Genomic DNA, 24,512 nt, shown 5'->3' with positions numbered 1-24,512 from the left:
GGTTCCCCTTGAGGTTGGGACTTAGTCGGTGGGAGTGTCGCCCGTGGAGCGGATGCGTTCCAGGACGGCGGTGGTGGAGTGTTCGGGCACGTAGTCCAGGATGGTCACGGTGCCGCCGTATCGTTCCACGGCTTCCGTCTCCGCCAGCATTTCCGGCGTGTAGTCGCCGCCCTTGGCGTAGACGTCCGGCTCCAGCAGCTCAATCAGCGGGATCGGCGTCGGAGTGTCAAAGACGGTCACGTGGTCAACGCAGCTCAGCGCCGCGATTACTGCGGCACGGTCTGCCTCGTGGTTGACGGGCCGGTCGGGGCCCTTGAGCTTGCGGACGGAGGAGTCACTGTTGAGCGCCACCACCAGCACGTCGCCCAGTTGCTTGGCCTGGTTGAGGTACCGGGTGTGCCCGCGGTGCAGGACATCGAAACATCCATTGGTAAGGACGATTCTTTGGCCCTCCCGGCGGTGCGCCTCGATCTGCCGTGCAAGTTCATCTGCCGACAGGGCGGTATCCGCGAATCCGCCCAGGTGCCGGGCGAGTTCCTCCGTGCTGCACACGGAGGTGCCGGGCCGGTGGACCACTACGTCCGCGGCGGCCTGCGCGAGATCCACGCTGGTGGTCAGGGGCAGTCCCGCTGCCCGGGCCAGCGTCAGCGCCGCCACGAACGTATCGCCGGCACCGGATGCCTGCTTTTCGGCCTCGGGCCTGGCCCAGGTCCGGTGATGCGGGGGCAGGTTGCCGCTTTCGCCGGAGCGCAGGGTCAACGTGCCCTCCCTGTCCAGGGTAACGACGACGGCGGCGGCACCGGAGGCGCGAAGGAGCTGTTCCGCGTGGGCTTCCACAAAGGGGCACCGAGCGGCACCGCCGGGAAATTCCGCACCCAGGAGGGTGGCAGCTTCCATGGCATTGGGGGTGGCCAGGTCCGGGCGCAGTTCGGCCCAGCGGGCGGGATGGTGCGCATCCACCACCAGCAGGTTCCGCTGCTGCTCGGGACCAAGCGCGGCGAGCAACGCGGACCGGACCGGCCCGTCCAGGGTTCCGGCCTCGTAATCGCACAGGACCACGGCCTCCGCACCGGCCACTGCTGCGGGGATGGCACCAGCCAGCTTCCGCAGTCCGGCATCCGGCACCTCGGCCGCGGCGTCGTCCAGGCGCAGCATCACCTGCCCTCCACTGCTGACGCGGAACTTGGTGGTGGTGGTCATGTCAGGATGCGACACCACGCCGGACACGTCCACTCCTGCATCCGCCATCCGGTCCCTGAGCCGCTGGCCCGCCTCGTCCTCCCCCACCAAAGAAACGAACCTGACCCGGGCGCCCAGCGCGGCAAGGTTCATGGCGGTATTGGCAGCCCCGCCAGGTGCGTACTCGCGGCGCTGCACCTGAACCACCGGCGCAGGAGCCTCGCGGCAAAAACGCTCGATCAGCCCCTCCCACCAGCCGTCCAGGATGGCATCGCCAATGACCGTGATGACGGGGCGTTCCTCGGCCAGGCGGCGGGGCAGCCACTCAGCCAAACCTTCTTGATTGGATAGGCGAACCATGGGGTACCTTCCGGTAGAGGCGGCATGTTCCTGTTCCCCTCAGGTACCCCGCGGTCCGGGCTTCACACGCCGCGCCGGAAGTTTTCCAGCACCCCCCACGAAGGGAAATACTCATGGTCGTTCCCCCGCCTGCAGGCACCAACAACGGGATGCAAGCAGCCCGCCCGGCCGGATCCGCCCGCCGCGTGGGCCAGGGTGTTGGGCCGGTGCTGGAAAAGTTCACGGGAGTCGAACGGATCGCTGTTTTGCGGGGCGGCGGACTGGGCGACCTGATCTACACCTACCCGGCGTTGTATGCCCTCAAGGCGGCCTACCCCACCGCTACCATCACACTCCTGGGCACACCGATCCACGCCGCCCTGGCGGCCGCCACGGATGGTCCCATAGATGCTGTGGAACTGCTCCCGTTCGCGGAGGGCGTGCGTGACGGTGGATCCGGAAATACCGACGAGGACGAGCAGGCCGTGGAGGATTTCTTCGCTTCCATGCGCGCCAGGAAGTTCGACCTTGCACTGCAGATGCACGGCGGCGGCAGGTACTCCAACCCCTTCCTCCTCAGGCTCGGCGCCCGGCATACCGCAGGCACCCGCACCAAGGACGCCCGGTTCCTCGAGCGGAACCTGGACTACGTCTACTACCAGAACGAACCCGACCGTTGGCTGGAGACAGCGGGCCTGGCCGGGGCGCCCACCATCATCCCGCCGTTGCTGCGGGCCCGGGACGAGCACCGCCGGAACACCGCAACCCTACGGAACCCGGACCGGGCCTCCCTCGTGGTGGTCCACCCGGGTGCCACCGATCCCAGAAGGCGATGGCCGGCGTCGTACTTCACCGAGGCCGTAGTGGGAATAGCGCTGGAAGGAGCACAGGTCCTGGTGGTCGGCGACCGCTCGGAGAAGGCCCTGGCCCAGGAAGTGGCGGAATGCGCCGCGGCCAAACTGCCGGCCGAACACCGTGACGCCGTCCGGTCCGTGGCCGGTGAGCTGGAGATCGGGGAGCTTGCAGCGCTCCTGGAATCGGCCACGGTGATGCTGGCCAGCGACAGCGGCCCCCGCCACCTGGCCCAGGCCCTCGGCACGCCCACGGTGGGGATTTTCTGGGTCGGCAATGTCTTCAATGCAGGCGCCCGGGGTCGCAGCCAGCACCGCATCCACATGTCCTGGGTGACGGAGTGCCCCGTCTGCGGTGCTGACGTCACCCAGGTCGGCTGGACCGCACCGCACTGCGGCCACGACGACACCCTCATCAGGGGCATCGCCGTGGCCGCCGTTGTTCAGGATGTGCTGGACCTTACGGCCACGAGCCTTCTTCTGCAGGAGTGATCAGAAGTTCGCGGACCTCGCTGCCGAAAGGCTGCGACAGCGCGAACACCACTGCCTGGGCCACATTTGCCGGATCGTTGAGCTTGGAGTCGTCCTGCGGCTTGTACTGTTCGTCACGGTCGTCGAAGAAGTGGGTCTTCATGCCGCCCGGGATGATGGTGGTCACGCCGATGACCCCGCCGGTTTCCGCGGCGAGCGCCCGGCTGAAGCCGATCACGCCGAATTTGGAGGCACAGTAGGCCGTGGCATCCGGCAGGGCCCTGAGGCCCAGGGTGGAGGCGATGGTGATGGCCCGGCCACGGGATTCCTTCAGGTACGGCAACGCGGCGCGGATGGTGGAAACGGTGCCCAGGAGGTTCACACCGATGACTTTCTCCCATTCTTCCGCCGGGACGTCGCCCAGCTTGCCGCACCTGTCGATGCCCGCTGCCGTCACCACGCCGTCCAGGCCGCCCAGGCTTTCTGCGGCTTCCTTGACGGCGGCTTCCACGGATTCGCGGTTGGCCACATCCACCTCGAACGCCTTTGCGCCGGAGACGTTGCTGATGTTCCGGTCGAAGACCACCGGGGTGCCGCCGGCATTGCTGATGGCCCCCACGATTGCTGCGCCAAGGCCGGAGCCGCCTCCAGTAACGATGACGCGGCCAGGGGTTTGCGTGTTCATGCGGTTCCTTTCGTTGGTCGGTTCTCTGCAGGAGCAGGTTCTGTTCAGCCCACTTTGGCCAGGGCTGCCGCCAGGCCGCTGGTGGAGCGCGCCGGGTGGAAGGGCACTGTGACGCAACGCCCTCCCCAGCCCGCCACCAGGCGGGCTTCCGGCAAATCTTCGGGTTCGTAGTCGCCGCCCTTGACCCAGATGTGGGGCCGCAGGAGGTCGAGGCAGGCTTCCGGGGTGTCCTCGCCGAAGATCACCACGGCATCCACGCAGGACAATGCGAGCAGCAGTTCCGCCCGGTCTTCCTGGCTGACGATCGGCCGGTGCAGGCCCTTCAGCCGCCGGACGGACTCGTCCGAGTTCAGGCACACCACCAGGCAGTCCCCCATGCTGCGCGCCGCAGCCAGCGTGCGGGCATGCCCGGCATGCAGCAGGTCGAAGCATCCTCCGGTGGCTACCACCGTGCCGCCACTCCTGCGGACCGACGCAGCCAGTTGGATACCGTCAGGCTCCAGCCCCATCGCATGGCCGCTGGGCAGGCCGAGGCCTTTGAGCTCGACGACGGCACGCTCCCCATCGCCGGAGGGCCTCTTGCGCACTGCGGCAGGTGCGTCACCCACCGCGGCTACCAGGGCAGCTGCCCCGCCGGCTCCCAGGAATGCCGAGGCGTCCTCCACGGCGCGGGCGGCGGCCACGGGCAGTGCCAGACCGCGGCCGAGGTGCACGGCCAGGCTTCCGGCCAGCCGGTCCCCGGCGCCGCAGGGATCCGTGACCGAAGTTTTCGGCGCGGGTATCTCCACCGCATCGGCCGCAGCCCGGAGGAGCACGGCGCCTTCCTCGCCTCTGGTCACCAGTACTGCCTCGCTCCGCCAGTGCTCCTGCAGGTGCCGCCCGGCCTCCATGGGACCGGCACCGGACGCGTCCAGTCCTGCCGCTTTGGCCACGGCCATTGCCTCGGAAAGGTTGGGAGTCACGACGGCGACACCGGGCACGGGCGAGGAACCGGACGGGTGGGGGTCCCACACCACCGGGACACGTCGCGCTGCTTCCGACAGTGCGGCGCGGATGTCCGGATTGGCGGTGATGCCCCGGCCGTAATCGGCCACTACGATCGCGCCGGCAGATGCTATGGCAGCCACCATCTCCGGCGTACAGGCGGGGGTGGGGGCCGGCGCGCAGCCTTCATCGAAGCGCACCATCGGGTGTGATCCGATCCGCACCCGCGTCTTGGTGGGCGTCGGGGCAAGCGGCTCTCCGGCGAGCACGGTGATACCGGACAGGGCGCGCCTGAGGTGGCTTGCGCCGTCGTCGTCCGCTACCGCGGTGACCAGCGTGACATGGTTGCCGTCCTGCGAAAGGAGGGTAGCTACCAGGCCCGCTCCGCCTGCACGACGCCGGACGTCACCGACGTCCACCACCGGCACCGGCGCGTCGGGGCTGAGGCGGGAGGCGGTTCCGTTGATGTCCACGTCCAGGAGGACATCGCCCACGACTGTCACTTTCATGACGATGCTCCGACGCTTGGTGAAGGCCCGCTGCCCGTGCGGCGGGCGACCTCGGCATCGAAGGCACGGCATACAGCGTGGACGGCGATGAGGTGGCCTTCCTGCGCGTTCGCGGCAATCGCGTCGACCATGATGGCTTCGTCGCAGGCTTCCGAGAGGGGGTTCGGTCCGGTGCCGGTGAGCGCCCACGTGGTGATGCCGCGTTCCTTGGCGGCACGTACTGCGTTCAGGAGATTGGGGCTGCGCCCACTGGTGGAGAGCAGGATAAGGACATCGCTGGCCCGGCCATGCGCGCGGACCTGCCTGGCGAAGACTTCGTCGTATCCGTAGTCGTTGGACAATGCGGTGACAGCCGACGACTCGGCGTGGAGCGAAATCGCGGAGAAGGGTGCGCGTTCTCCGTCGAAACGGCCCACGAGTTCGGCGGTGAGGTGCTGCGCTTCGGCGGCGGATCCGCCGTTTCCCGCTGCCAGCAGGCGCTGCCCGGCAAGGAGCCGATGGGCGAGCTCCGTCCCCCAGGCGGAGAGCCTGCCCGCCTGCGAGCGCAACGACTCGATCGCCGGGAGGACGTTGTCCAGATGCGTGGTGACTTCTTCGGTGCTGCCGGGGCCGCGAGGGTCCGGGGAACCTCCCCACCCGGCCGGTACGGTGTCCGGGATGGGCCTGCGGGCAGGCATGGGCTTGGCGGGTACGGGCTTGGCGGGTACGGGTTTGGCGGTCAGGGGCTTGATGGTCACGGGTTTGATAGTCACAGTGCCGTTCCTTCCAGTGGTTCCAGGCCCTCACCGGCCTGCCGGGACAGACCGGCAGCCAGGACGGATCGGTATGCTTTTTCGGTGTCAGCGGCAATGCGGTCCCAGGAGTAGCGGGAGCGGGCGCGGCGCATGCCGGCCTTGCCCATGTCGGCCCGGGACGCGGGGTCGGCCAGGAGCTTGGCCAGGGCGTCGGCAATCGCTTCGGGGTTCCGTGGAGGGACATGCAGGCCGGTCTTCTGGTCCACCACTGTTTCACGGAGGCCGCCCACTGCCGCTGCGACCACGGGAACACCGCAGGCCATGGCTTCCAGCGGCACGATGCCAAAGGGTTCGTACCACGGTGCGCACACCACGGCATCGGCGCTGCGGAAGATGCCGGGCATCGCGTCGCGGGGAACCTGGCCGCGCATGGTGACTTTGTCCTCGACGCCGAGTTCCTTGGTGAGTGCGCGCAGGCGCTGGGCCTCGGGATCTTCTTCCAGGGTGAGCGCATCCCCGGAACCGCCGACGATCAGGAGTTCCACGTCGTCGAAGCCGGCTTCGGCCAGGAGGGGAAGCGCCTGAATAATTAGGTCCACGCCTTTGCGCGGCACCAACCGTCCAACACTGAGGATGCGGTGGGCCCTGGGTTTGGCCTCCGCCTGCTCCGTCCCTGGGAACAGGGTAAGGTCCACGCCGCAGGGTGCAATGGAGATCTTCGACCTGCTGATGCCCAGGGCCTTGAGTTCGAAAACCTCGTCCGGGCACGTGGCAATGACCCAGTCGGCGGTTCGGCCGACCCAGGGTTCGAGCCAGTCGCGTGCCGGCGGGCTGGTGTCTGCTGCTCCCTGATGCCGCTTCTTGACGGCGCCCAGGGCATGGAAGGTCTGCACGACGGGGATTGCTGTGGCCGCGCCGGAGCGTCGGGCAGCCTGGATGGCGGCCAGCCCTGACATCCAGAAGTGTGCGTGGACGACGTCAGGTGTCTGGTTGCCCCAGTGGGCGCAGATGCCGTCGGCCAACTCCCCCATGAAGGGCAGGAGCTCGTCCTTGGGTATCCGGGCGGCCGGACCGGCGTCCACGTGGACCACGCTGAGTCCCGGGGCTACCTGCACCGTTGCAGGCAAGGAGGGATCGTCGCGCCGGGTATAGACGGTGACCTGGTGGCCGCGTCGGGCCAAACTGGAAGAGAGTGCCGCGACGTGGACGTTCTGCCCGCCGGCATCCACTCCTCCCAGCGCGGCCAGGGGGCTGGCGTGTTCGGAAACCATGGAGATCTTCATGGGTACGTCCTCTCTTTCTCATGGCTGACGGGCACCGTCCCGGGTTGCGGCCGGTGGTCCGTTCCGTGGTGCGGGTGGCCGGATTCCTGTGCCCGGCCGCCCCTTGGCTCCATGCCGGAATCGGCCACGAGATCGGCCAGGAGCCCGTCCCAGGCCTCCAGGAATTTGCCAAGCCCGTAGCGTTCCAAGGCGGCTTCACGTGCCATGAGGCCAACTGCGTGGGCCTCCTCCGGATCATCCAGGAGCCTGCGTGCGAAGGCGTGGAGCTCCTCCGGATTGTTGGAAACCATGCCGGCTCCCGGCGGTATGGCACGGGCGGCCTCCGTGGTGTCCAGGGCCAGGACGGGCATGCCCAGATGCATGGCTTCCAGCAAGGCAAGCCCCAAAGACGTCCAGCGGAGAGGATGCAGATAGACCCTGCAGCGTGCCAGTTCCTGGTGCATCCCGGCTGGCGGGACGTCCCCGGCAATCCTGAGCCGTTCTTCGCTGAGGCCATGGTTCTTCAGGTTCAAGGCCTGGGGCAGGGCCTCGGTTCCCATGCCGAAAACCCGCAACGGTCCAATGCCTGCAAACCCGGGAAGGAGGTCCGTCCCGGTCACCCGGCCCCGGCGGACGGGCTCGTTGACCACCACGCCCATTTCTGCACGTTCGCCGGTGTAGAGGTGGCCCGGGTCAGGGATGCCGTGCTCGATCACCACGGTAGGCGCAGATCCCGTGTCCCAGAACAACCGGTTGAAGTGGGTGACATGCACTACGGGAATGGAGTGCTGGTCGGCCATCGGATGCAGCGTAAAGGGAACATCGCCCTTGGGGGTGTTGTGTTCCAAATACACAGCCGGCAGGTCTGCGCCCGGTTTGCGCCCGAGGGTCCGCGCGACGGCGGCGATCTCCTCGGGCCGCTGCAGGACCACGGCGTCCACGCTGTCGGGGTCGATCGTGGCCAGGTCTATCTCCTTGGCGGCGGCCGGCCACTCACGGCCACCGCGCCCCAGGCCCCAAGGGCCGCCGTCGGGCTCAACCGGCAGAAGGTACTCGTGTCTGCCCCTGACAAATGCCTCCATCCATCCACCGTGGACATGCCACACCAGGATCCTCATGGTTTCCAGACCTTTCTTCGCGTGGCCAGTGACGACACTCCACCCAGGAGCCGCTCGACTGCTTCCAGCACTTGTTCGGGGGTTACGGAACTCAGGCAGGGGTGCCCTGGAACGGGGCAATGGCGTGCGCGCGTGTTCCGGCACGGGGCTTCCTGGTCGCCGAGCAGTTCCATCGGGACCCCGTACGGCGCCCACCTGATGGCCGGGACCACGGGAGAGAAGAGGCACACCACCGGAGTTCCCACCGCTGCAGCCAAGTGGGCGGGTCCGGTATTGCCGGTGACCACGACGGCGGCTCCCTCAAGGACCGCTGCAAGGGTGCGCAGGTTGGTCCTGCCACCCAGGTTCTGCGCCGAAGGCCCGGCCACGGTGGCCGTCAGCGACGTTTCGCCAGGTCCGCCCGTGACCACCACCCGGTGCCCATAGGCTTCCAGCAGTTCCACCGTGGCAGCGTGGTGCAGGGCCGGCCAGGCCCTCGCCGGGGCCGCGGCACCCGGGTGCACCACGATGTAAGGGCCTTCGTCGGCGAGTTGGTCCACCAGTTCGTCATCGTCAGGGGGCGGCTGGATGTGCAGTTTCCCGTCGTCGCCCTGCGGCAGTTCATAGCCGGCGGCACTGGCGATCCCGAGGGCCCGCACTACCTCCGGCTGGTCCTCGGGGAAGTCTTCTCCCGGCTTCAGCCGGACGTCCAGCAACGAACCGGCGTAATCGGTGGACGCGCCGGTGATCTTCCCTACTCCCGCCAGACGCAGCAGGAGTGCCAAGGGCAGGGGGGACTGGTGGAAGGAGGTGAGGATCACGGCCTCCTCGATCCGTGAGCTGCGGACGAACTCAACCAGGCCCTGCGTCAGCTCTTCAGTGGCCGGCGGGGCGGGGTTCACGATCCACGGACACGGCCACGTGTGCACCTGGGTGACTCCGGGCAGCATCTCGGCCGCACCGGTTCCTTCAGGCCCGCACAGGAGGACAACCTCGTTGGGCGCGCTGCCATCCGGCCGCTTCCCGTTGGCTACCGCACGCACTGCCGGGCCGGAAAGGAGGACGTCGCCCATGCTGTCCAGCCGGGCCACCAGGACGCGGCTCATGCAGGCACATCCTCGACGGCGGCCCGTCCGGGTTCCGCGGCCCGCCCGGGTTCCGCGGCCAGCCCCGGTTCCGCGGCCAGCAGCGGCGGGGCTTCCTCCACCGGGGCCAGCAACAATTCGATGGCGTGCCACAGGTCCTGTGCCACCAGGGGCGCCGCATCGATCTCTTCTTCGCGGGTCACGTCCGTGGGGACCAGGACAGCACGTGCGCCGGCAGCGGTGGCGGCCTGCATGTCGGCACCGATGTCCCCAACATATGCGGCCTCCGAAGGCCGGATGCCCAAGGCGCGGCACGCACTGAGGATCATTCCCGGCGCCGGTTTGCGGCATCCACAGCCGTCCCCCGGTCCGTGCGGGCACACTTCCCATACATCGAATGGCCCCAACAGCTGGTCCACCCGCTGGTTTACGGCTTCTACCTGCCCGATCGTCAACAGGCCACGAGCGACGCCCGACTGGTTGCTCACTACCCCTGTCGCCAGGCCTGCCCTGCGGACTTTTTCCAAGGCCGGGCGGGCACTGTCCATGGGCCGCACCAGTTGCGGGTCGCCGTTGTATGGCACATCAACGACGAGCGTTCCATCGCGGTCAAACAGGACCGCTTTCAACGTTCCGGTTCCTCCCATACCCGCAACGTTCCCCAGTTCTCCAAGCGCTAAACAGCGGCGGGATGATAAGTTTCCTGCCGATAGACTCCTGGCGGGAGGACTCAGTGAACACCATCGAAAACAACAAACAGCCGGTACTGCTCGCCCTGCGCGCGCTGAAACTAGGGGACCTGCTGGTTGCGGTTCCGGCCCTGCGCGGACTTCGCAAGGCCTACCCGGACCACCGGATCCTGTACGCGGCACCGGCTTGGATCGCCGAAGCCCTGGAGTTGGTGGGTGGCATCGACCACCTGCCCACGCCGGGGCTGGACGACCCCTTGACCATGGCCCCGGGCACCGTTGACGTTGCGGTGAACCTGCATGGAAACGGCCCCGAAAGCCGCCGTCGGATTCACGAACTCCAGGCCCGGCGCGTGATCGCGCACCAGTCGCCGGCCTTGGACGGGCTGCCTGCACTGGAGGGGCCGGAATGGGTTACGGGCCGTCACGAACGCGAGCGCTGGACCCGGCTCCTGGCCTGGCACGGCATAGACGCGGACCCCCTCGACTTCCGGCTCAACAAACCCAGCGTCCCCTCGCCCCGCCCGGGCGCCACCGTCATCCACGTGGGCGCCGCCTACGGAAGCAGGCTCTGGCCGATCGAGCGGTTCGCGGACGTGGCCGTGGAGCTTGCGGCCGCCGGACACAACGTGGTGCTCACAGGCGGGACATCGGAACGGGACCGCGCGGAAGCCACCGCCGCTCTGGCCAAGCTCAAGGGAGTAAACCTCGACGGCGGCGTGCTGGCCGGGCAGCAGGGGCTCGCCGCCTTTGCGGCCACCATCGCGGAGGCGCGGCTGGTGGTCTCAGCCGATACCGGAGCGGCGCACCTCGCGTCGGCCTACGGACGCCCGTCGGTCGTGCTGTTTGGGCCCGCTCCTGCCGAGGAATGGGGCCCGCCGCCCGGGCCGCACAAGGTGCTTACCGCCGTCGGGCTCCGACGCGGTGACGTTTTTGCTCCGGATCCTGACCCCGCGCTCCTTGCCGTGGGTGTCCGCGACGTACTGGAGGCCGTGGACTCGCTGGAGCCCTGAGCAGCCGCAGCGGCGCGGCCCTCCGGGTGCCCTTAGGGAGCCGTCCCTGTCTGGCTGTGTACTTCCTCGTCCAGGAGCTGGGTCTGGAGTGCCACCAGGATCTTGGACAGCTTGCGGGAAACCTGCATCTGCGACATCCCCAGGGCGTCGGCGATGGTGGACTGGGTTTCCTCGCGGTAGTACCGCCGGTAGAGCAAGTGACGGTCTTCGGCGCTGAGGCTGCGGATGGCGTTCCGCAACGCCAGCACATCCTCCAGCCGCTCGGTCGGGCAGCCCTGCGCTGACAGGGAGCCCTGAAGTCCGTCGCGTCCCTCGCCCGCGGGAGCGTCCAGCGAATCGGGGCGTTTGCTGGTACCTGCCATCAGGGCTTCGCGCACCTGGCATGGTTCCAGCTTCAGGTCCTCGGCCACTTCCTCGGGCGAGGGTGTCCGCTGCAGCGCCTGGGTCATTTCCTCGGTGCGGGCCAATACCTGCCGGCGCACGTCCTGGATGGGGCGGGGCGGACGGACCACCCAGCAGTGGTCGCGAAGGTACCTTTTGACCTCGCCGGCAATCGTCGGGGCGGCATAGGCGGGGAAGCTCACCCCTTTGGCTTCGTCGTAGCCGCGCGCCGCCTTGATGAGGCCCATATACGCAACCTGCCGGACGTCGTCGAGATCGTGGGTATGCGCGGAATAGCGCGCGGCGATGGACTTGGCCAGGTTCAGGTGGTCCAGGACGAGGCCGTCCTGGAAGCTCTGTCTAATGGTGCTTTCCGGGGCGTTGGCCCGGTTTGTGTACTGCAAGGGTCGGGCTTGTCGCATGTGGCTTCAATCCTTTGACCTGTTGGTAAGGGTGAGCCCACGGCAAGACTCCCTAAAAAGAGAAGCACACTTACTATTAGCTTTCAACGGGTGTACAGGACTAGTCTCGAAGAGTAGCCTCGTCCAGGGATCGGAGATCCAGATGGAAGACCCACAACTGACCCAAGAGTCCCCGCCGGTGGCCACGGACGTGCAGGACCTGCTCCTGGACAACCCCGAGGTCGGGGCGTTCCTCACCGAGCTTGCACGCCATTCGTCGGCAATGTTCAGCTCGCCTGCCGGTGAAGTTTTTTGCGGCCTGACCCTGCTGCGGCACCGCGAAGCCGCCACCGCCGCAAGCAGCGGTGAACGCGCGCTGCAACTCGACGAGCTTCAGTACCAGTTCGACGACGGTCCTTGCCTCACTGCCGCACGCGAAGGGACGCTGGTCCACATCACGGACCTGGAAAACGACGCCACCTGGCCCGAGTACAGCGAAGTAGCGATCCGGCAAGGGATACGTTCCGTCCTCGCCGTACCGTTTCCCTTGCCGGAAGACGGCGCCAAGGCAGGACTTAACCTCTACTCCGAACGACCGCACGCCTTCGACCAGACCGCCGTCCAACGTGCCACGGACTATGTCCAACAGGCATCCAAGGGACTCAGGCTGGCCATCATGATCGCCCAGCACAGCCAAACCGCCAGCAACCTGAAGGCGGCAATGGCGTCACGGACGGTCATTGACGTGGCCACCGGCATCATCATCGCGCAGAACCATTGCACCCAGGCAGAGGCCGTAGAGCTCATCAAGCGCGCCTCCAGCAACAGGAACATCAAGCTCCGCGAAGTCGCGCAGGCCATCGTCAACTCGGCCGGTGGCGGGCCCGTGGAAACGCACTTCAGCTAGGCACTACCAAGGCGAGGTACACACGCCATGCAAACGATTACCAAGGCCGTGGAACTCGAGGTTCCCGTTACGGTCGCCTATAACCAGTGGACCCAGTTCGAGACCTTTCCGCAGTTCATGACGGGGGTCGAGAGTGTCCGCCAAATCGATGACACTACCCTGCACTTCGCCACCAAGGTGGGCGGCGTAAAACGTGAATACGACGCCCGCATCACCCAGCAGGTACCTGACCAGGTGATCAGCTGGGAAAGCCTCGACGAGCCCCGCAATGCAGGGACCGTCCGATTCGATAATCTCGGCCCGGAACACTGCGGCGTCAGCGTCACCCTGGAATGGGAGCCCGAAGGATTCCTCGAGAAAGCCGGCGCCGCGCTTTCGGCGGATGAAATGCAGGTGGCCGCGGACCTGGAAAAGTTCAAGGACTTCATCGAGGACCGGGGCCGCGAAACCGGGGCGTGGCGCGGACGGGTGGGCTGACTTCCCCTACGCCTGCAGGGCACCGATGATGGCGCCCATGGCCGTGAAAGTAACCACGTTGTAGCTGCCGTTGATGGCGAACAGCACAGGGCTGCGCCGTTCAAACAGGTAATTGACGCCAAGGGCAGCAGCCACCCAGCCGATACCTGCAGCGAGGCCCGCGAACGTTCCGAATGCTGCCCCTCCCCGGCCGATGAAGGCCGCCAGGAAAACGGCCATGACCACCGCCAGGATGAACGACCCCGCGAACACCCGCACCGTTCCGGACCTCAGCTGCTCGTCGGTGACACCGGCGGCCCTCTGCCAGGGCTTGGCGAAAAGCACGGAATACCACAGTCCGCCCACCACAAAGGTCGCCAACGCTGCCAGCACCACCGCCAGCCAGTTGATGTAGACGTCCACGCCTGCCCCTTTCACCTGCTGTCCTGTACTTGGGTGGACAGTACGGCGCACCGGCATGCTGCGTCTTGTAAAAAATCCCCATGCCCCGTTCAGACGGCCGGAACGCTCTCCATCGGTACGAACGTGGCGTATTCGGGACCATATCCCTGCACCACACGCAGGTACTCGGTGGGGGTGAAGCCGCTGAACCGCCGGAAGGTGCGAATCAGATGTGGCTGGTCATAGTAATCGGCCAACTGGAGGAGTTCACTGCCCAGTGCGGCGCCTTTGGGCAGGGCGGCAGCCTGGTTCACAAACCTGTAGAAACGGCAGACGTCGGAGTACGCCTTCGCGGTCACCCCACAGTCCCGCGCCATGATGCGTTCCAGCGTCGACCAGCTGATGCCCGCATCCCGGGCAAGCGCAGCAATCTCCATGTCACGCCCGGCCAGGGTTTCCGTGACCCGCACCGTCCTTGCATCGGCCCGGTACCCCCGCCTCAGCCTGCTCCGAAGGAAATCAGCGAGCGCTGAAAATGCCTGGTCCGGGGAGGCTTCCTCCAGCCGGGTTTGAAGCTGCGTGAACCCTGGAAAGAGGTCTTCCGCATCCACCACGCGGCCTTGGACCTCCGACGGCGGAAGCCCGGTAAAGGCAGGCAGGCCGAAAGGGGCCAGGCGTACGCCGACGTTGAACAACCGGTCCGGGTTCTCACTGATCAGGTAACTGCGCTGGAGCCCGGCATAGAATCCGGCTGCTACAGCCGTGGACGTGGCAGGTCCAGCGTCCACCGCAGGGGTAATCAGGCGGTACGGAGCGGACAAATTGAGGATCAGGTGCGCGGAAGGGCCCGGAAGGATCTTTTCGTACCGCGCCTGGGGCTGGGCCCGGATGAACCAAAAATGCGTGGCGAACGGCTGCAGATCCTCTGGTGCCGCGGCCTCCTGATACAGCACGGCGGACGTGAGTGGCTCTTACAGCAGGCCGCGCAGCACCAGGGCTGCGCCGTCGTCGAACACTGACGCGGTGACTTCATCCGCCACGGCGAGCACTTCCTCCGGCGCCTGTCCCATGGCCACACCGCGGCCGGCCCACGTAAGCATCTCGATGTCATTGCGGCCGTCGCCGATCGCCACGGTGTTGTCCGGGTCCGTGCCCAACTGAAGGCGCAGGGCCTCCAGTGCGCTTGCCTTGGTGACCCCCTCCGCGGCGATGTCCAGCCAGGCCGTCCAACCCACCGAATACGTGACACCGGACAGGCCGATGTGGTGGATGGCTGCGTTGAACTCCTCGGAGGTGTTCTCGCTGCTGAAAACCACCACGCGCACCGCAACGGAATCCAGCATGGTCTGGAAGTCCACGCCGATGGATTCAACGCCGAAGCTGGCGTCCTGGAAGCGTTCGGTGGACAGGAAGTTGCCCTCTTCATCTTCCAGCGCGTACTTGGCATTGGGCAGCCGTTCGCGGAGCGCCTTCAACGCAGGAGCGGGATCGAACGTGGCCTTGTGGATGATCTCGTAGCCGGTGTCCAACGCGGGGTCCAGGCGGAGCGTCACCCCGCCGTTGCAGCACACGGCGTACCCGCGGTCCAGGCCGATCTGTTCGATGATCGGGAGGGTCGCGTTGAGGGAACGTCCCGTGGCGATCATGACGTCGTGGCCACTGGCGACCACAGCCTGGGCAGCTTCCCGGACTGCCGGCGACATGTGGCCGTCGTGGTCCACCAGTGTGCCGTCAACGTCCAGGGCGATCATGAGCTTTTGGTTGGTATTTGGCTGGTCATCGATGCCAGCAACTGTATTCTCAGTCAAAATAGTCATGGTTCAAGTAGAGCAGACACCCCGGACACGGCACTAGGACCGGGACCACAGCAGCGGCTGAACGGTGGGTGAACACTCCCCCCAACTGACTGGCAGCAGTGGTTGTTCTGAGAGCTCAGAACAACCACTACTGCCAGCTACTTGGACAGGACGGGAAGGACTTCCAGACCGCCAAGGTACTTCTGCAGCGCCTTCGGGACATTCACGGAACCGTCCGGGTTCTGGTGGTGCTCCAGGAGGGCAACGATCCAGCGGGTGGTGGCAAGCGTGCCGTTCAGGGTGGCCACGGCGCGGGTTCCCTTGGCAACGCCTTCCTCGTTCACCACGCGTTCGCGGATGTTGAGGCGGCGGGCCTGGAACGTGGTGCAGTTGGACGTTGAGGTCAGCTCGCGGTACGCATTCTGCGTGGGAACCCAAGCTTCACAGTCGAACTTGCGGGCCGCGGACATGCCCAGGTCACCGGCCGCGGTGTCGATCACGCGGTACGGAAGCTCGCACTTGGCCAGCATTTCCTCTTCCCACGCCAGCAGGCGCTCGTGCTCGGCGGCGGCTTCCTCAACGGTGGTGTAGATGAACATCTCCACCTTGTTGAACTGGTGCACGCGGATGATGCCGCGGGTGTCCTTGCCGTGCGAACCGGCCTCGCGGCGGTAGCAGGAGCTCTGGCCGGCGTAGCGGATGGGGCCCGCAGAGAGGTCCAGGATCTCGTCCGCGTGGTAGCCGGCGAGGGCCACCTCCGAGGTTCCCACAAGGTAAAGGTCGTCTTCAGCAAGACGGTAGATCTCGGCGTCGTGCTTTACATCAAAGCCGGTGCCCTGCATGGTTTCCGGACGCACCAAAGTGGGCGTGATCATGGGGATGAAACCCGCCTCGATGGCCTGGTCCATGGCCATCTGCAGGAGCGCCATCTCCAAGCGCGCGCCAACCCCGCGCAGGAAGTAGAAGCGTGCGCCGGAAACCTTGGCGCCGCGCTCCATGTCAATCGCGCCAATCAGTTCGCCGATCTCCAGGTGGTCCTTCGGCTCAAAGTCTGTAAACTCACGCGGCGAGCCCACGGTCTTGACCACCACGTAGTCGTCCTCGCCGCCCTCGGGCACGCCGTCCACCACCAGGTTGGGGATGATGCGGAGCAGTTCCTCCTGCTTGGCCTGCGCCGCGTCCGCCTCAGCCGAGGCAGCCTTCACCGAGTTGGCCAGTTCCTTGACCTCGGCCAGCAGGGCCTGCTTCTCCTCGCCCTTGGCCTGGGCAACCTTCTTGCCGAAGGCGTTCTGCTCCGCCCGCAGGGTCTCGTAGCGGATCAGGGCCGCACGGCGGTCGGAGTCAGCGGAGATGATCGCGTCCACAACGGACTCGTCGGCGCCACGGGCGCGCTGGCTGGCACGGAACTTGTCCGGGTTTTCGCTGAGGTCTTTTACGTCGATCACCACACAAGAGTATCGAATCGGACGTGCCCTCCCAGGACGATAGTGTTGGATCACCATGAGCGACTGGATCCTGTACGTGATTCTCGCTGGGGGCGTGGTCTTTGCCGTCTCCAGTTGGTGGGGTGTGCGCCGGTTGAGGGCCCGGCACATCAGGAGCGCGGTGCGGGAGGACACCCACAAACCGGATCCCGGCTACCAGAAGGTCGCCGTGATCCTCAATCCCATCAAGAACAACGCCGAAGAAGCCCGGCAAGGCATTATCGACGCCTGCGAGCTCGCCGGCTGGGACCCGCCCAGGTTCTTCGAAACCACGGTCGACGACCCCGGCTACGGTCAGTCACGGGAGGCCATGGAGTACGGGGCCGACGTCGTTCTTGCGTGCGGTGGCGACGGCACAGTACGCGTGGTGGCTGAGTCGCTGGCGAATACGGGAGTCGCGATGGGCCTGGTGCCGCTGGGCACCGGCAACCTGCTGGCCCGGAATGTCGAGCTGGACGTCAACGATGTCGCCGACTGTATCCAGATCGCCTTGTTCGGGCATCAACGGTACATCGACACCGCCACCATGGCCTTGGACAACAGCATCACGGGCGAATCCTCCGAGCACACCTTCCTGGTGATCGCCGGCATGGGCCTGGACGCGGAAGTTGTGGGCGACACCAAGGAAGACCTGAAGAAAACCGTGGGATGGCTCGCCTATACCGAGGCAGGCGTCCGCCACCTGCCGGGCCGCCGCAAGCGGGTGACCATCACCATGGACGACGAACCCGAACAGACCCGGAAGATCCGCAGCGTCCTGTTCGCCAACTGCGGCCTGATCCCGGGCGGCATCGACTTCATTCCGGAAGCGATGCTGGACGACGGCATGCTGGATATCGTGGTCATGAGTCCACGCAGCGCGTTGGGCTGGCTTGCCATGTACGCCAAGGTCCTGTTCAAGCACAATGTGAACCTGCCGGTCATGAACTTCTACCGTTCCGGGAAGGTCACCATCCGCAGCCAGGAACCCATGGCCACACAGCTCGACGGCGATCCCTCGGGTGAGGCGACCAAGGTCACCGTCCAGGTGCGGCCGGGTTCATTGTTGGTTCGCGTCCCCAAGGCCGAAACCGCCTAGACGGCGCCCTTGTCCGGCTGCGCTGCGGTCTCTTCGGCAGCTTCGGTTGCTGCTTTCGCGGCGGCGCGGGCCTCTGCCTGTTCGCGGATCATGGCTTGTTCTTCTTCAAAACGGAGCCGATCCGCGCGGTCGGCTTCGTCACCGTCCCAGTCGTCCTTGTTGTCACCGGAGGGCTTGGGATTCACAATCATGCCCTGGCCGTCTTGGTCATCGCGATGTGCTGTCATGACCGCTCCCTTCGTTTGGGCATTCATCCATCGTTTGTGGATCAAGCAAGCATACGCACACTTGGAGGCTCGCGAAAGGGGTTGAAGCGTCAAGGAAATACGGCAGTTTCAGCCCTTGAGAATCGACTCCACCCAGGCATGCGCGGCAGCAAACGAGGCATCGGACGTGTGCGGCGCCACGACCGCCGCCTGCTGGTCAGCCCGGGCGTAAGAGCCCAGGAAACGCGTGCCCGGGCTGATTCTGTGGAGGCCCGCCAGCGCGTCCGCGACGCGGGAATCCGCGGCATGCCCGTCCGCGTCGATGCTGAAGAAGTAGTGCCCCAGGTACTGGCCGGTGGGGCGGGATTCGATCCGGCTCAGGTTGACTCCGCGAGAGGCGAACTGGTCCAGGATCTCCATGAGGGCACCCGGGTGGTCTTCGGGCAGGGGTACCACCACGGTGGTTTTGTCGGCACCGGTTCGCTCGGGCAACGTGCCGGGTTTGCTGACCAGGATGAACCGCGTGACCGCATCCGGGTTGTCGCCGATGTTTTCTGCCAGCACCCTCAGCCCCGGCTGCGATGCTGCCACCAGGGGGGCGCAGATTGCGGCGTCGTAAGGGGCTCCGTCCTCCAACAGGCCCATGGCTGCAGCCGCGGTCGAGGATCCGGGGACGTAGTCGGCTTGCGGAAGATGCCCGTCGACCCACAAGCGGCATTGCGCCCAGGCGTGGCCGTGCGTGGAGATCCGCTTGATGTGGGAAATTTCGACGTCGGGCCTCGCCACGAGGACGAACGTGATGGGTACCAGCGCCTCCCGGATGATCCGGAGCTCCGGGCCTGAAGCAATGGCGTCCAGCGTTGCGGTGACACCGCCTTCGACGGAATTTTCGATGGGCACCATCGCCGCGTCGGCCTCGCCGGACCGCACCTTGTCCAGGGCGGTGTTCACGTTGGTGCAGGGCACGCGCAAAGCCTCGGCTGCTCCGGGCACCTGCATAAGGGCAGCCTCGGTGAACGTCCCTTCCGGGCCCAGGAATGTATAGGTATGGGGCAACGGCATGAATATTCCTTGCTGGTTATAAACGCCTAAAGGACGACCGGTTTGAGCCCGTTGTCCGAGACCATGGGACGCCCGGACTCTAGCCACATGTCCATGCCCCCGGCCACGTTGACGGCGGAGTATCCCTGTCCCACGAGCCACTGCACCACGCGGAAGGAGCGTCCCCCGGTGCGGCAGATGACGAACAGGTCGTCGTCCGGATCCAGTTCTTCCAAGCGCGCGGGAAGCTGGTCCATGGGAATGTGCACGGCGCCTTCGGCATGCCCGGCAACCCATTCGTAGTCTTCGCGCACGTCCAGGATGCTGGCGTTGTCCGGGATGTCTCCCACCGGCACTGTTTCGAAGTCGCTCATGGTGTCCTTCCTTCGATTTAAGTCACCATCAAGCCTAGTCCCCCGGACATGCGGCGGCAGCGTCGCTTGCGTGGCGCCGTCGTGGCACTAAGACTGGGACGCGTAGCTCTTCCCCAAACCGGCACTTGAGGAGTAGGACCATGGCGGCTGGACAGCCCACCATTCTGGCAACATCGGGCGGGTACAAGCAGGGAAACCGCACCAGGGTCGAGTTCAACCACCTCATGCATTACGCCGTGGAACTCTCCGGTGTGACAGGGCGGTCACCGCGGGTGACCCACTTGGGCACCGCGTCAGGGGATCAACGCTGGTGGGCCGCGGAAATGGACCAGGCCGCCCGGATTGCAGGCTTCGATTTCAGCCACCTGAACCTCTTCACCATGCCCAACGTGGAGGACCCCGAGGCCCACCTCATGGAGCAGGACGTGGTGTGGGTCAATGGCGGATCGGTGGTGAACCTTTTGGCGGTGTGGCGCGCCCACGGACTGGATGCGATCCTCAAGCGTGTCTGGGAAAGCGGGGTGGTGCTGGCCGGCGTCTCGGCGGGCTCCATCTGCTGGTTCCAGGGTGGGGTCACGGATTCGTTCGGTCCTGACCTCAAGCCCGTCACGAATGCGCTGGGCTTCCTGCCTTACGCCAACGGCGTCCACTACGACTCGGAACTCCGCCGCCGGCCCACCGTCCACAAACTGGTGGCCAACGGAACGCTGGGCGAGGCCCACTGCACGGACGACGGCGTGGGCCTGGTTTACCGGGGCACCGACCTCGCGGAGGTGGTGTCCGAGGCGAAGGACAAGGCCGCGTACCGCGTCACGGCAGGAGCAGGCGAGAGCGTGGATGCAATCGCCGTGGAGGAACGGCTGGAGCCCCGCTTCCTTGGCTGATACGTCCGGAATCGCCGGGCTCAGCGCGGTTCGCCTCCGGGATGCCCTGGCCAAGGGCGAGCTGTCGGCGCGGGAGACCACTGAACACTTCCTCTCGGTAATTGAGCAGCGGAACAGGCACCTGGGTGCCTTCATCACGGTGACAGCGGAGCAGGCGCTGACGGACGCAACTGCAGCGGACCAACTCCACGCAGGCGGCGGACCACTCCCCCTGCTTCACGCCATGCCAGTGGCCTTCAAGGACCTTACGGACGTGGCGGGCGTGCCCACGACCCACGGCAGCGCCGCCCTGGAGCACAAGCCTGCGCCGGAAGATGGTGCCTTGGCCGCCACGTTGAAGGGGCAGGGCACCATCCCGCTGGGCAAGACCCAGGTGCCGGAGTTCGGGCTCACCGCGTACAGCGAAAACCGCATCGCACCGCCGTCGCGCAATCCGTATTCCCCGGGCCGAAGCTCCGGCGGCTCATCCGGCGGGAGTGCTGCCGCGGTGGCCGCGGGGATGGTCCCGTTCGCGCCGGGGACGGACGGTGGCGGCTCCATCCGCATCCCGGCCGGGGCCTGCGGACTGGTGGGGCTGAAGCCCGGTCGGGGCGTGGTCCCGTCCGGAGCCGGCGCGGGAGATGCTGCACGGCTGGTGGTCGCCGGACCGCTGGCAAAGACCGCAGCGGATGCCGCGCTGCTGATGGATGCGCTGGTCCCGCCGCAGGACAAGCCCGACGGCGGCTACCTCGCCAACGTCGGCCGCACGCCCTCGGGCCTGCGCGTGGGCGTGAGCCTGGACAGCCCGTGGGCAGGCGTGTATCCGTTCAGGATCGGGCAGGAAGCCCACGACGCCCTGGCCGTCGGCATCAAGCTTTTGGAAGGCGCCGGCCATAGTGTGTCCGAGGCGGAGATCCGCTACGACAACCGCTATCCCCAGGCGTTCACTGCGGCGTGGACTGCCGGCGTCGGGGGTGCCCGGATAGCACCCCAGCGGGAAGCGCTGCTGACCCCGCTCACCCGGACGTTCCGGCGTCGTGCACAACAGCGCAGTGCCGCCAAGGTCAACGAGGCCCTGAAGTTCCTGCGGCAATTCGAGCATGACACCGTGGCTCAATACGCCCGCTGGGACATGATCCTGATGCCGTCCCTGGCGCAGACGCCGCGGCCCATCGGCTGGTTCACCGGCGGCGGGCACAGCACGGAGCAGTGGCCGGGCGAGTGGGCCGGAGACGCGGATGAGGACTACAAGCGGCAGTGCGAGTACGCACCGTGGAGCTCCATGGTGAACGTGTGCGGACTGCCAGCCATCAGCATCCCGGTGCACACCACGGAGACCGGACTGCCCATGGGCATCCAGCTGATCGGGCGAACGGGATCTGAACTGCAGCTTCTCCAGGTCGCTGCCTCACTTGAAGCCCTCTGAAGTACGCGTCTAGCATATGGAAGCTGGTTGCCACGGGCATTCATCGATGTGACAATGCCCGCAGTCAGTGCCAGCATTGAGGAAATGAGCACACCTCAAACCACGGCTACGCCCGCCAAAACCCCGGGCGATACGTCATTCTTCGGCCACCCAAAGATGTTGGCCAGCCTCTTCTCCGTGGAAATGTGGGAGCGATTCTCCTTCTACGGCATGCAGGGAATCCTGCTGTACTACATGTACTTCACGGCCGACCAGGGCGGCCTTTCCATCGACAAAGGCCTCGCCGCAGGCCTGGTGGGCGCCTACGGTGGCGGTGTCTACCTGTCCACGATCCTTGGTGCCTGGCTTGCCGACCGGGTCTTCGGTTCCGAGAAGGTCCTCTTTGGCTCGGCCATCATGATCATGGCCGGCCACATCGCGCTGGCCCTCCTGCCCGGGATTCCCGGCCTGATCGCCGGCCTGGTGTTGGTGGGGATCGGCTCCGGCGGGCTTAAGGCGAACGCTACGGCACTGGTGGGAACCCTTTACGGGGAGAAGGACGAACGCCGGGACGCCGGGTTCTCCATCTTCTACATGGGCATCAACATCGGTGGCCTGATCGGCCCGCTGGTCACCGGCTGGCTGCAGGAAAGCCGCGGTTTCCACTGGGGCTTCGGAGCCGCAGCCGTGGGTATGGCGATCGGCCTGGCCATCTACGCATTCGGGCGCAAGAAGCTCCCGGAAGAAGCACACCGCGTCCCCAACCCGCTTCCGGCTGCAGAACGGACCAGGTACGGGCTGATTTTCCTGGGCATCCTCGCGGTGATCGGCGTGCTGCTCGGGACGGGCATCGTCAACGCGGACAACCTCGCCCGCAGCATGGCCTACGCCGCGATCGGCGCCTCGGTGATCTACCTTTTCCTGATCTTCCGGAGCCCGCTGGTCTCCGCCCTGGAACGCAAGCGCGTGGTCGCCTTCATTCCGCTGTACGTGGCTTCGGCTGCATTCTGGGCGCTGTTCCAGCAGCAGTTCACATTCATCGCCGTGTACTCGGAGGAGAAGCTGGACCGCAACCTCTTCGGCTGGGAGATGCCGGCTGCCTGGGTGCAGTCCATCAACCCGGTGTTCATCATCATCTTTGCCGGCGTCATGGCTGCGCTGTGGACCAAGCTGGGATCCCGGCAGCCCAGCTCGCCGTTCAAGTTCTCCATGGGCCTGTTCATCATGGGCCTGGCCTTCCTTGCCTTCATTCCGCTGGCCGGCGACGGCAAGACCCCGTTGTTGGCGCTGGTGGGCATCCTGTTGCTCTTCACCTTGGCGGAACTGTGTCTCTCCCCCATCGGCCTGTCCGTGAGCACCAAGCTTGCACCCAAGGCCTTCCATACGCAGATGGTGGCGTTGTTTTTCCTGTCGGTTTCGCTGGGCACCACCCTGGCGGGCATCCTCGCCGGACTCTACAACCCTGACGACGAGTTGCCGTACTTCCTGGGCATCGGTGGTGTGGCGGTCGTCCTGGCCATTGCCCTGGCCGTCGCGTCGCCCGCCATTAAGAAGCTGATGGCAGGCGTGCGGTAAGGCAGCCCCACGCCGGTCGGCCATCGAAATCCAAACAACTACGCTTCCCCTATACTCTTAGGCATGCCGCCCTGGTGACGGCATGAACATTCCCCAGGGATCCGCAGGGGCACTTTTCTTGGCCCCCGCCGATCGATTGAGATTCCTGGCGCCACAGCCTTGCCCCGGCTGTGATCGTCGACGAAACAGGACCCTTCCGGGTGCACTCGGAAGGGTCCTGTTTGACCGAGTGGATGTTTAACAGTTTGGGGGGCTTTGTGAACTTCGATGGGGACGTTTCCGACCGTCTTATCGGTGCTTGTCGTGATGCGGTGTGGGTGTTGTCGGAGCAACGCAGTAGCCGGGATACGGCCTCGAACGGTGCCCTCGGGGAGTTCCGGGGCGTGTTCGCCGACTGCTTCCAGGACAACATGGCTGCTGAACGGGCGGCCCGGTTGGAACTGATTCATATGCTGGAGGACGTTGCCCGTCAGGTTCAGGGAGCAAAGAGCGCTGCCGAGTCTGAGCAGCGTCGCCTTGATGAGGTGACTGCGTGGGCTCTAGCCTCCGGTTGGGCCGGCGCCGGCAGCGGCATTGCCGTTGACGTGGGGCTCCGCCCGTCCGTGGAGGAGACTGACCGTCCTGTGGTGAGCGTCGAAACTGCACGTCAGGGTTTGCGTGCCTGGGTGAGCGGAAGCACTGCCGGGGCGAGTTCAGCTGAGCCGGATGCCTTGGACTTCGCAGTATCCATCTTCAAAACCCAGGACGACACTGCCCGCTGTGCCGCCGACCAGGTCAGTGCGGCCGTGTGGGAGTTCGAGTTGGAGTGTTCCTGGGCGCACACGGACCTGAACGCTGTAGTCAGCGGGCTGCGGCGGTTCCTGGAAGACAATCGGCAGGACGCAGACCGGCTCTCCGCCATCGCTTCGACATTCCGGGCAGCGGGTGGGAGTGGGCACGTGGGGCAGCTGGCGGTCTCGAACGGAGCCCTTGTACTTGCCACGGTGCCGGCCTCGTTATCGGGTGCGGCGCTGCTGAACTACCTGTCCACGGGGACCCTACAAGTGCAGAAATGTATCTCATCAGAGAGGCTGAATCGGGTGTTATTCGTATCGCATCAGGATCTGCTTGTTTTGCATTACCCGAGGGAACTTACCCGGGAGGGGATTTCTAATCCTCATGGATGACGACAAGCCCTCCAGCAGTGACGGCAACGAGCAAGCCCTCCAGGACATGCCTGGGATCGTGGCTCGTTGAGGGCTCGGA

25 protein-coding genes are annotated in these 24,512 nt (G+C 66.0%); 9 read left to right on the top strand and 16 right to left on the bottom strand.

Annotation, left to right across the window (positions count from 1 at the left end):
- Positions 1–21 precede the first annotated feature (21 nt).
- Positions 22–1,539, bottom strand: coding sequence for a D-glycero-beta-D-manno-heptose 1-phosphate adenylyltransferase (gene rfaE2 / locus ACPFL9_RS00590; protein WP_426005151.1), 1,518 nt, complete (start codon positions 1,537–1,539; stop codon positions 22–24).
- Positions 1,540–1,652: 113 nt separating this feature from the next.
- Here rfaE2 and ACPFL9_RS00585 point away from each other — a divergent pair, with 113 nt between their 5' ends.
- Positions 1,653–2,861, top strand: a complete 1,209-nt coding sequence (locus ACPFL9_RS00585) for a glycosyltransferase family 9 protein (RefSeq protein ID WP_426005150.1) — start codon at positions 1,653–1,655, stop codon at positions 2,859–2,861.
- Here ACPFL9_RS00585 and ACPFL9_RS00580 read toward each other — a convergent pair.
- The 7 genes from ACPFL9_RS00580 to ACPFL9_RS00550 form a co-directional block, all read right to left on the bottom strand.
- Positions 2,830–3,525: an SDR family oxidoreductase gene (locus ACPFL9_RS00580; protein WP_426005148.1), complete on the bottom strand. Its 696-nt coding sequence runs from the start codon at positions 3,523–3,525 to the stop codon at positions 2,830–2,832. The genes ACPFL9_RS00585 and ACPFL9_RS00580 overlap by 32 nt on opposite strands.
- Before the next feature lie 44 nt (positions 3,526–3,569).
- Positions 3,570–5,018: a PfkB family carbohydrate kinase gene (locus ACPFL9_RS00575; protein WP_426005146.1), complete on the bottom strand. Its 1,449-nt coding sequence runs from the start codon at positions 5,016–5,018 to the stop codon at positions 3,570–3,572.
- Positions 5,015–5,695: a D-sedoheptulose-7-phosphate isomerase gene (locus ACPFL9_RS00570; RefSeq protein ID WP_426007636.1), complete on the bottom strand. Its 681-nt coding sequence runs from the start codon at positions 5,693–5,695 to the stop codon at positions 5,015–5,017. Before ACPFL9_RS00570 ends, ACPFL9_RS00575 begins: the two co-directional genes overlap by 4 nt.
- Positions 5,696–5,766: 71 nt before the next feature.
- Entirely contained in the window at positions 5,767–7,035 is a 1,269-nt protein-coding gene (locus ACPFL9_RS00565; RefSeq protein WP_426005145.1) for a glycosyltransferase, read from the bottom strand.
- Entirely contained in the window at positions 7,032–8,132 is a 1,101-nt protein-coding gene (locus ACPFL9_RS00560) for a glycosyltransferase (RefSeq protein ID WP_426005143.1), read from the bottom strand. Before ACPFL9_RS00560 ends, ACPFL9_RS00565 begins: the two co-directional genes overlap by 4 nt.
- Positions 8,129–9,217 (bottom strand): glycosyltransferase family 9 protein, encoded by a 1,089-nt coding sequence (locus ACPFL9_RS00555; RefSeq protein WP_426005142.1) that lies wholly within the window; start codon positions 9,215–9,217, stop codon positions 8,129–8,131. Before ACPFL9_RS00555 ends, ACPFL9_RS00560 begins: the two co-directional genes overlap by 4 nt.
- Positions 9,214–9,843, bottom strand: coding sequence for a D-glycero-alpha-D-manno-heptose-1,7-bisphosphate 7-phosphatase (locus ACPFL9_RS00550; protein WP_426005141.1), 630 nt, complete (start codon positions 9,841–9,843; stop codon positions 9,214–9,216). The genes ACPFL9_RS00555 and ACPFL9_RS00550 overlap by 4 nt, the downstream gene beginning before the upstream one ends.
- Positions 9,844–9,929: 86 nt before the next feature.
- Here ACPFL9_RS00550 and ACPFL9_RS00545 point away from each other — a divergent pair, with 86 nt between their 5' ends.
- Entirely contained in the window at positions 9,930–10,898 is a 969-nt protein-coding gene (locus ACPFL9_RS00545; RefSeq protein WP_426005139.1) for a glycosyltransferase family 9 protein, read from the top strand.
- A 32-nt stretch (positions 10,899–10,930) separates the two neighbouring features.
- On the opposite strand, the gene ACPFL9_RS00540 is transcribed toward ACPFL9_RS00545, so the two are convergent.
- The gene (locus ACPFL9_RS00540) at positions 10,931–11,701 is read right to left on the bottom strand and encodes a sigma-70 family RNA polymerase sigma factor (protein WP_426005137.1); all 771 of its coding nucleotides are present in this window, start codon (positions 11,699–11,701) and stop codon (positions 10,931–10,933) included.
- A gap of 142 nt (positions 11,702–11,843) precedes the next feature.
- On the opposite strand from ACPFL9_RS00540, the gene ACPFL9_RS00535 reads away from it, so the two are divergent.
- Together ACPFL9_RS00535 and ACPFL9_RS00530 are read left to right on the top strand one after the other, a co-directional pair.
- Positions 11,844–12,587, top strand: a complete 744-nt coding sequence (locus tag ACPFL9_RS00535; protein WP_426005136.1) for an ANTAR domain-containing protein — start codon at positions 11,844–11,846, stop codon at positions 12,585–12,587.
- Between the two features lie 27 nt (positions 12,588–12,614).
- Entirely contained in the window at positions 12,615–13,064 is a 450-nt protein-coding gene (locus ACPFL9_RS00530) for an SRPBCC family protein (RefSeq protein ID WP_426005134.1), read from the top strand.
- 6 nt (positions 13,065–13,070) lie between these two features.
- On the opposite strand, the gene ACPFL9_RS00525 is transcribed toward ACPFL9_RS00530, so the two are convergent.
- From ACPFL9_RS00525 to serS, 4 genes are all read right to left on the bottom strand, one after another.
- Entirely contained in the window at positions 13,071–13,466 is a 396-nt protein-coding gene (locus tag ACPFL9_RS00525) for a DUF1761 domain-containing protein (protein ID WP_426005133.1), read from the bottom strand.
- A gap of 89 nt (positions 13,467–13,555) precedes the next feature.
- On the bottom strand, positions 13,556–14,398 hold the full coding sequence (locus tag ACPFL9_RS00520; protein ID WP_426005132.1) for a DUF6597 domain-containing transcriptional factor: 843 nt from the start codon (positions 14,396–14,398) through the stop codon (positions 13,556–13,558).
- Between the two features lie 18 nt (positions 14,399–14,416).
- Positions 14,417–15,262, bottom strand: coding sequence for an HAD family hydrolase (locus ACPFL9_RS00515; protein WP_426005130.1), 846 nt, complete (start codon positions 15,260–15,262; stop codon positions 14,417–14,419).
- Between the two features lie 137 nt (positions 15,263–15,399).
- Positions 15,400–16,686 (bottom strand): serine--tRNA ligase, encoded by a 1,287-nt coding sequence (gene serS, locus ACPFL9_RS00510; protein WP_426005129.1) that lies wholly within the window; start codon positions 16,684–16,686, stop codon positions 15,400–15,402.
- Positions 16,687–16,741: 55 nt separating this feature from the next.
- On the opposite strand from serS, the gene ACPFL9_RS00505 reads away from it, so the two are divergent.
- Entirely contained in the window at positions 16,742–17,803 is a 1,062-nt protein-coding gene (locus ACPFL9_RS00505; protein ID WP_426005127.1) for a diacylglycerol kinase family protein, read from the top strand.
- Here the strand turns inward: ACPFL9_RS00505 and ACPFL9_RS00500 are convergent.
- The 3 genes from ACPFL9_RS00500 to ACPFL9_RS00490 all read right to left on the bottom strand — a co-directional run bounded on the left by ACPFL9_RS00500 (position 17,800) and on the right by ACPFL9_RS00490 (position 19,424).
- A complete protein-coding gene (locus ACPFL9_RS00500; protein ID WP_426005125.1) occupies positions 17,800–18,030 on the bottom strand; it encodes a hypothetical protein in 231 nt (76 codons plus the stop codon). The genes ACPFL9_RS00505 and ACPFL9_RS00500 overlap by 4 nt on opposite strands.
- Positions 18,031–18,138: 108 nt before the next feature.
- Complete coding sequence (gene pheA / locus ACPFL9_RS00495; protein WP_426005124.1) at positions 18,139–19,071, bottom strand: prephenate dehydratase; 933 nt, start codon at positions 19,069–19,071, stop codon at positions 18,139–18,141.
- 26 nt (positions 19,072–19,097) lie between these two features.
- On the bottom strand, positions 19,098–19,424 hold the full coding sequence (locus tag ACPFL9_RS00490; protein WP_426005123.1) for a rhodanese-like domain-containing protein: 327 nt from the start codon (positions 19,422–19,424) through the stop codon (positions 19,098–19,100).
- Positions 19,425–19,564: 140 nt separating this feature from the next.
- Between ACPFL9_RS00490 and ACPFL9_RS00485 the strand changes: the two genes are divergently transcribed.
- The 4 genes from ACPFL9_RS00485 (at position 19,565) to ACPFL9_RS00470 (ending at position 24,433) form a co-directional block, all read left to right on the top strand.
- Positions 19,565–20,308, top strand: a complete 744-nt coding sequence (locus ACPFL9_RS00485) for a Type 1 glutamine amidotransferase-like domain-containing protein (RefSeq protein WP_426005122.1) — start codon at positions 19,565–19,567, stop codon at positions 20,306–20,308.
- Positions 20,301–21,713, top strand: a complete 1,413-nt coding sequence (locus tag ACPFL9_RS00480) for an amidase (protein WP_426005121.1) — start codon at positions 20,301–20,303, stop codon at positions 21,711–21,713. The genes ACPFL9_RS00485 and ACPFL9_RS00480 overlap by 8 nt, the downstream gene beginning before the upstream one ends.
- A 54-nt stretch (positions 21,714–21,767) precedes the next feature.
- Entirely contained in the window at positions 21,768–23,267 is a 1,500-nt protein-coding gene (locus ACPFL9_RS00475) for a peptide MFS transporter (RefSeq protein WP_426005120.1), read from the top strand.
- Between the two features lie 257 nt (positions 23,268–23,524).
- Positions 23,525–24,433 carry a hypothetical protein gene (locus tag ACPFL9_RS00470; RefSeq protein WP_426005119.1) on the top strand — a complete coding sequence of 303 codons (909 nt, stop codon included), beginning with the start codon at positions 23,525–23,527 and terminating at the stop codon, positions 24,431–24,433.
- Positions 24,434–24,512 lie beyond the last annotated feature (79 nt).

The sequence above is a fragment of the Paenarthrobacter sp. NyZ202 genome (assembly GCF_049860755.1).
GTDB lineage: Bacteria > Actinomycetota > Actinomycetes > Actinomycetales > Micrococcaceae > Arthrobacter.
Note: the sequence above shows the minus strand (reverse complement) of the source record. Positions and strands in the feature narration are given on the sequence as shown.

Coding starts and splice junctions, on each gene's coding strand:
- rfaE2 (WP_426005151.1), bottom strand. CDS start 1,539: ATGGTTCGCCTATCCAATCAAGAAGGTTTGGCTGAGTGGCTGCCCCGC.
- ACPFL9_RS00585 (WP_426005150.1), top strand. CDS start 1,653: ATGGTCGTTCCCCCGCCTGCAGGCACCAACAACGGGATGCAAGCAGCC.
- ACPFL9_RS00580 (WP_426005148.1), bottom strand. CDS start 3,525: ATGAACACGCAAACCCCTGGCCGCGTCATCGTTACTGGAGGCGGCTCC.
- ACPFL9_RS00575 (WP_426005146.1), bottom strand. CDS start 5,018: ATGAAAGTGACAGTCGTGGGCGATGTCCTCCTGGACGTGGACATCAAC.
- ACPFL9_RS00570 (WP_426007636.1), bottom strand. CDS start 5,695: ATGCCTGCCCGCAGGCCCATCCCGGACACCGTACCGGCCGGGTGGGGA.
- ACPFL9_RS00565 (WP_426005145.1), bottom strand. CDS start 7,035: ATGAAGATCTCCATGGTTTCCGAACACGCCAGCCCCCTGGCCGCGCTG.
- ACPFL9_RS00560 (WP_426005143.1), bottom strand. CDS start 8,132: ATGAGGATCCTGGTGTGGCATGTCCACGGTGGATGGATGGAGGCATTT.
- ACPFL9_RS00555 (WP_426005142.1), bottom strand. CDS start 9,217: ATGAGCCGCGTCCTGGTGGCCCGGCTGGACAGCATGGGCGACGTCCTC.
- ACPFL9_RS00550 (WP_426005141.1), bottom strand. CDS start 9,843: ATGGGAGGAACCGGAACGTTGAAAGCGGTCCTGTTTGACCGCGATGGA.
- ACPFL9_RS00540 (WP_426005137.1), bottom strand. CDS start 11,701: ATGCGACAAGCCCGACCCTTGCAGTACACAAACCGGGCCAACGCCCCG.
- ACPFL9_RS00535 (WP_426005136.1), top strand. CDS start 11,844: ATGGAAGACCCACAACTGACCCAAGAGTCCCCGCCGGTGGCCACGGAC.
- ACPFL9_RS00530 (WP_426005134.1), top strand. CDS start 12,615: ATGCAAACGATTACCAAGGCCGTGGAACTCGAGGTTCCCGTTACGGTC.
- ACPFL9_RS00515 (WP_426005130.1), bottom strand. CDS start 15,262: ATGACTATTTTGACTGAGAATACAGTTGCTGGCATCGATGACCAGCCA.
- ACPFL9_RS00505 (WP_426005127.1), top strand. CDS start 16,742: ATGAGCGACTGGATCCTGTACGTGATTCTCGCTGGGGGCGTGGTCTTT.
- ACPFL9_RS00500 (WP_426005125.1), bottom strand. CDS start 18,030: ATGACAGCACATCGCGATGACCAAGACGGCCAGGGCATGATTGTGAAT.
- pheA (WP_426005124.1), bottom strand. CDS start 19,071: ATGCCGTTGCCCCATACCTATACATTCCTGGGCCCGGAAGGGACGTTC.
- ACPFL9_RS00490 (WP_426005123.1), bottom strand. CDS start 19,424: ATGAGCGACTTCGAAACAGTGCCGGTGGGAGACATCCCGGACAACGCC.
- ACPFL9_RS00485 (WP_426005122.1), top strand. CDS start 19,565: ATGGCGGCTGGACAGCCCACCATTCTGGCAACATCGGGCGGGTACAAG.
- ACPFL9_RS00475 (WP_426005120.1), top strand. CDS start 21,768: ATGCCCGCAGTCAGTGCCAGCATTGAGGAAATGAGCACACCTCAAACC.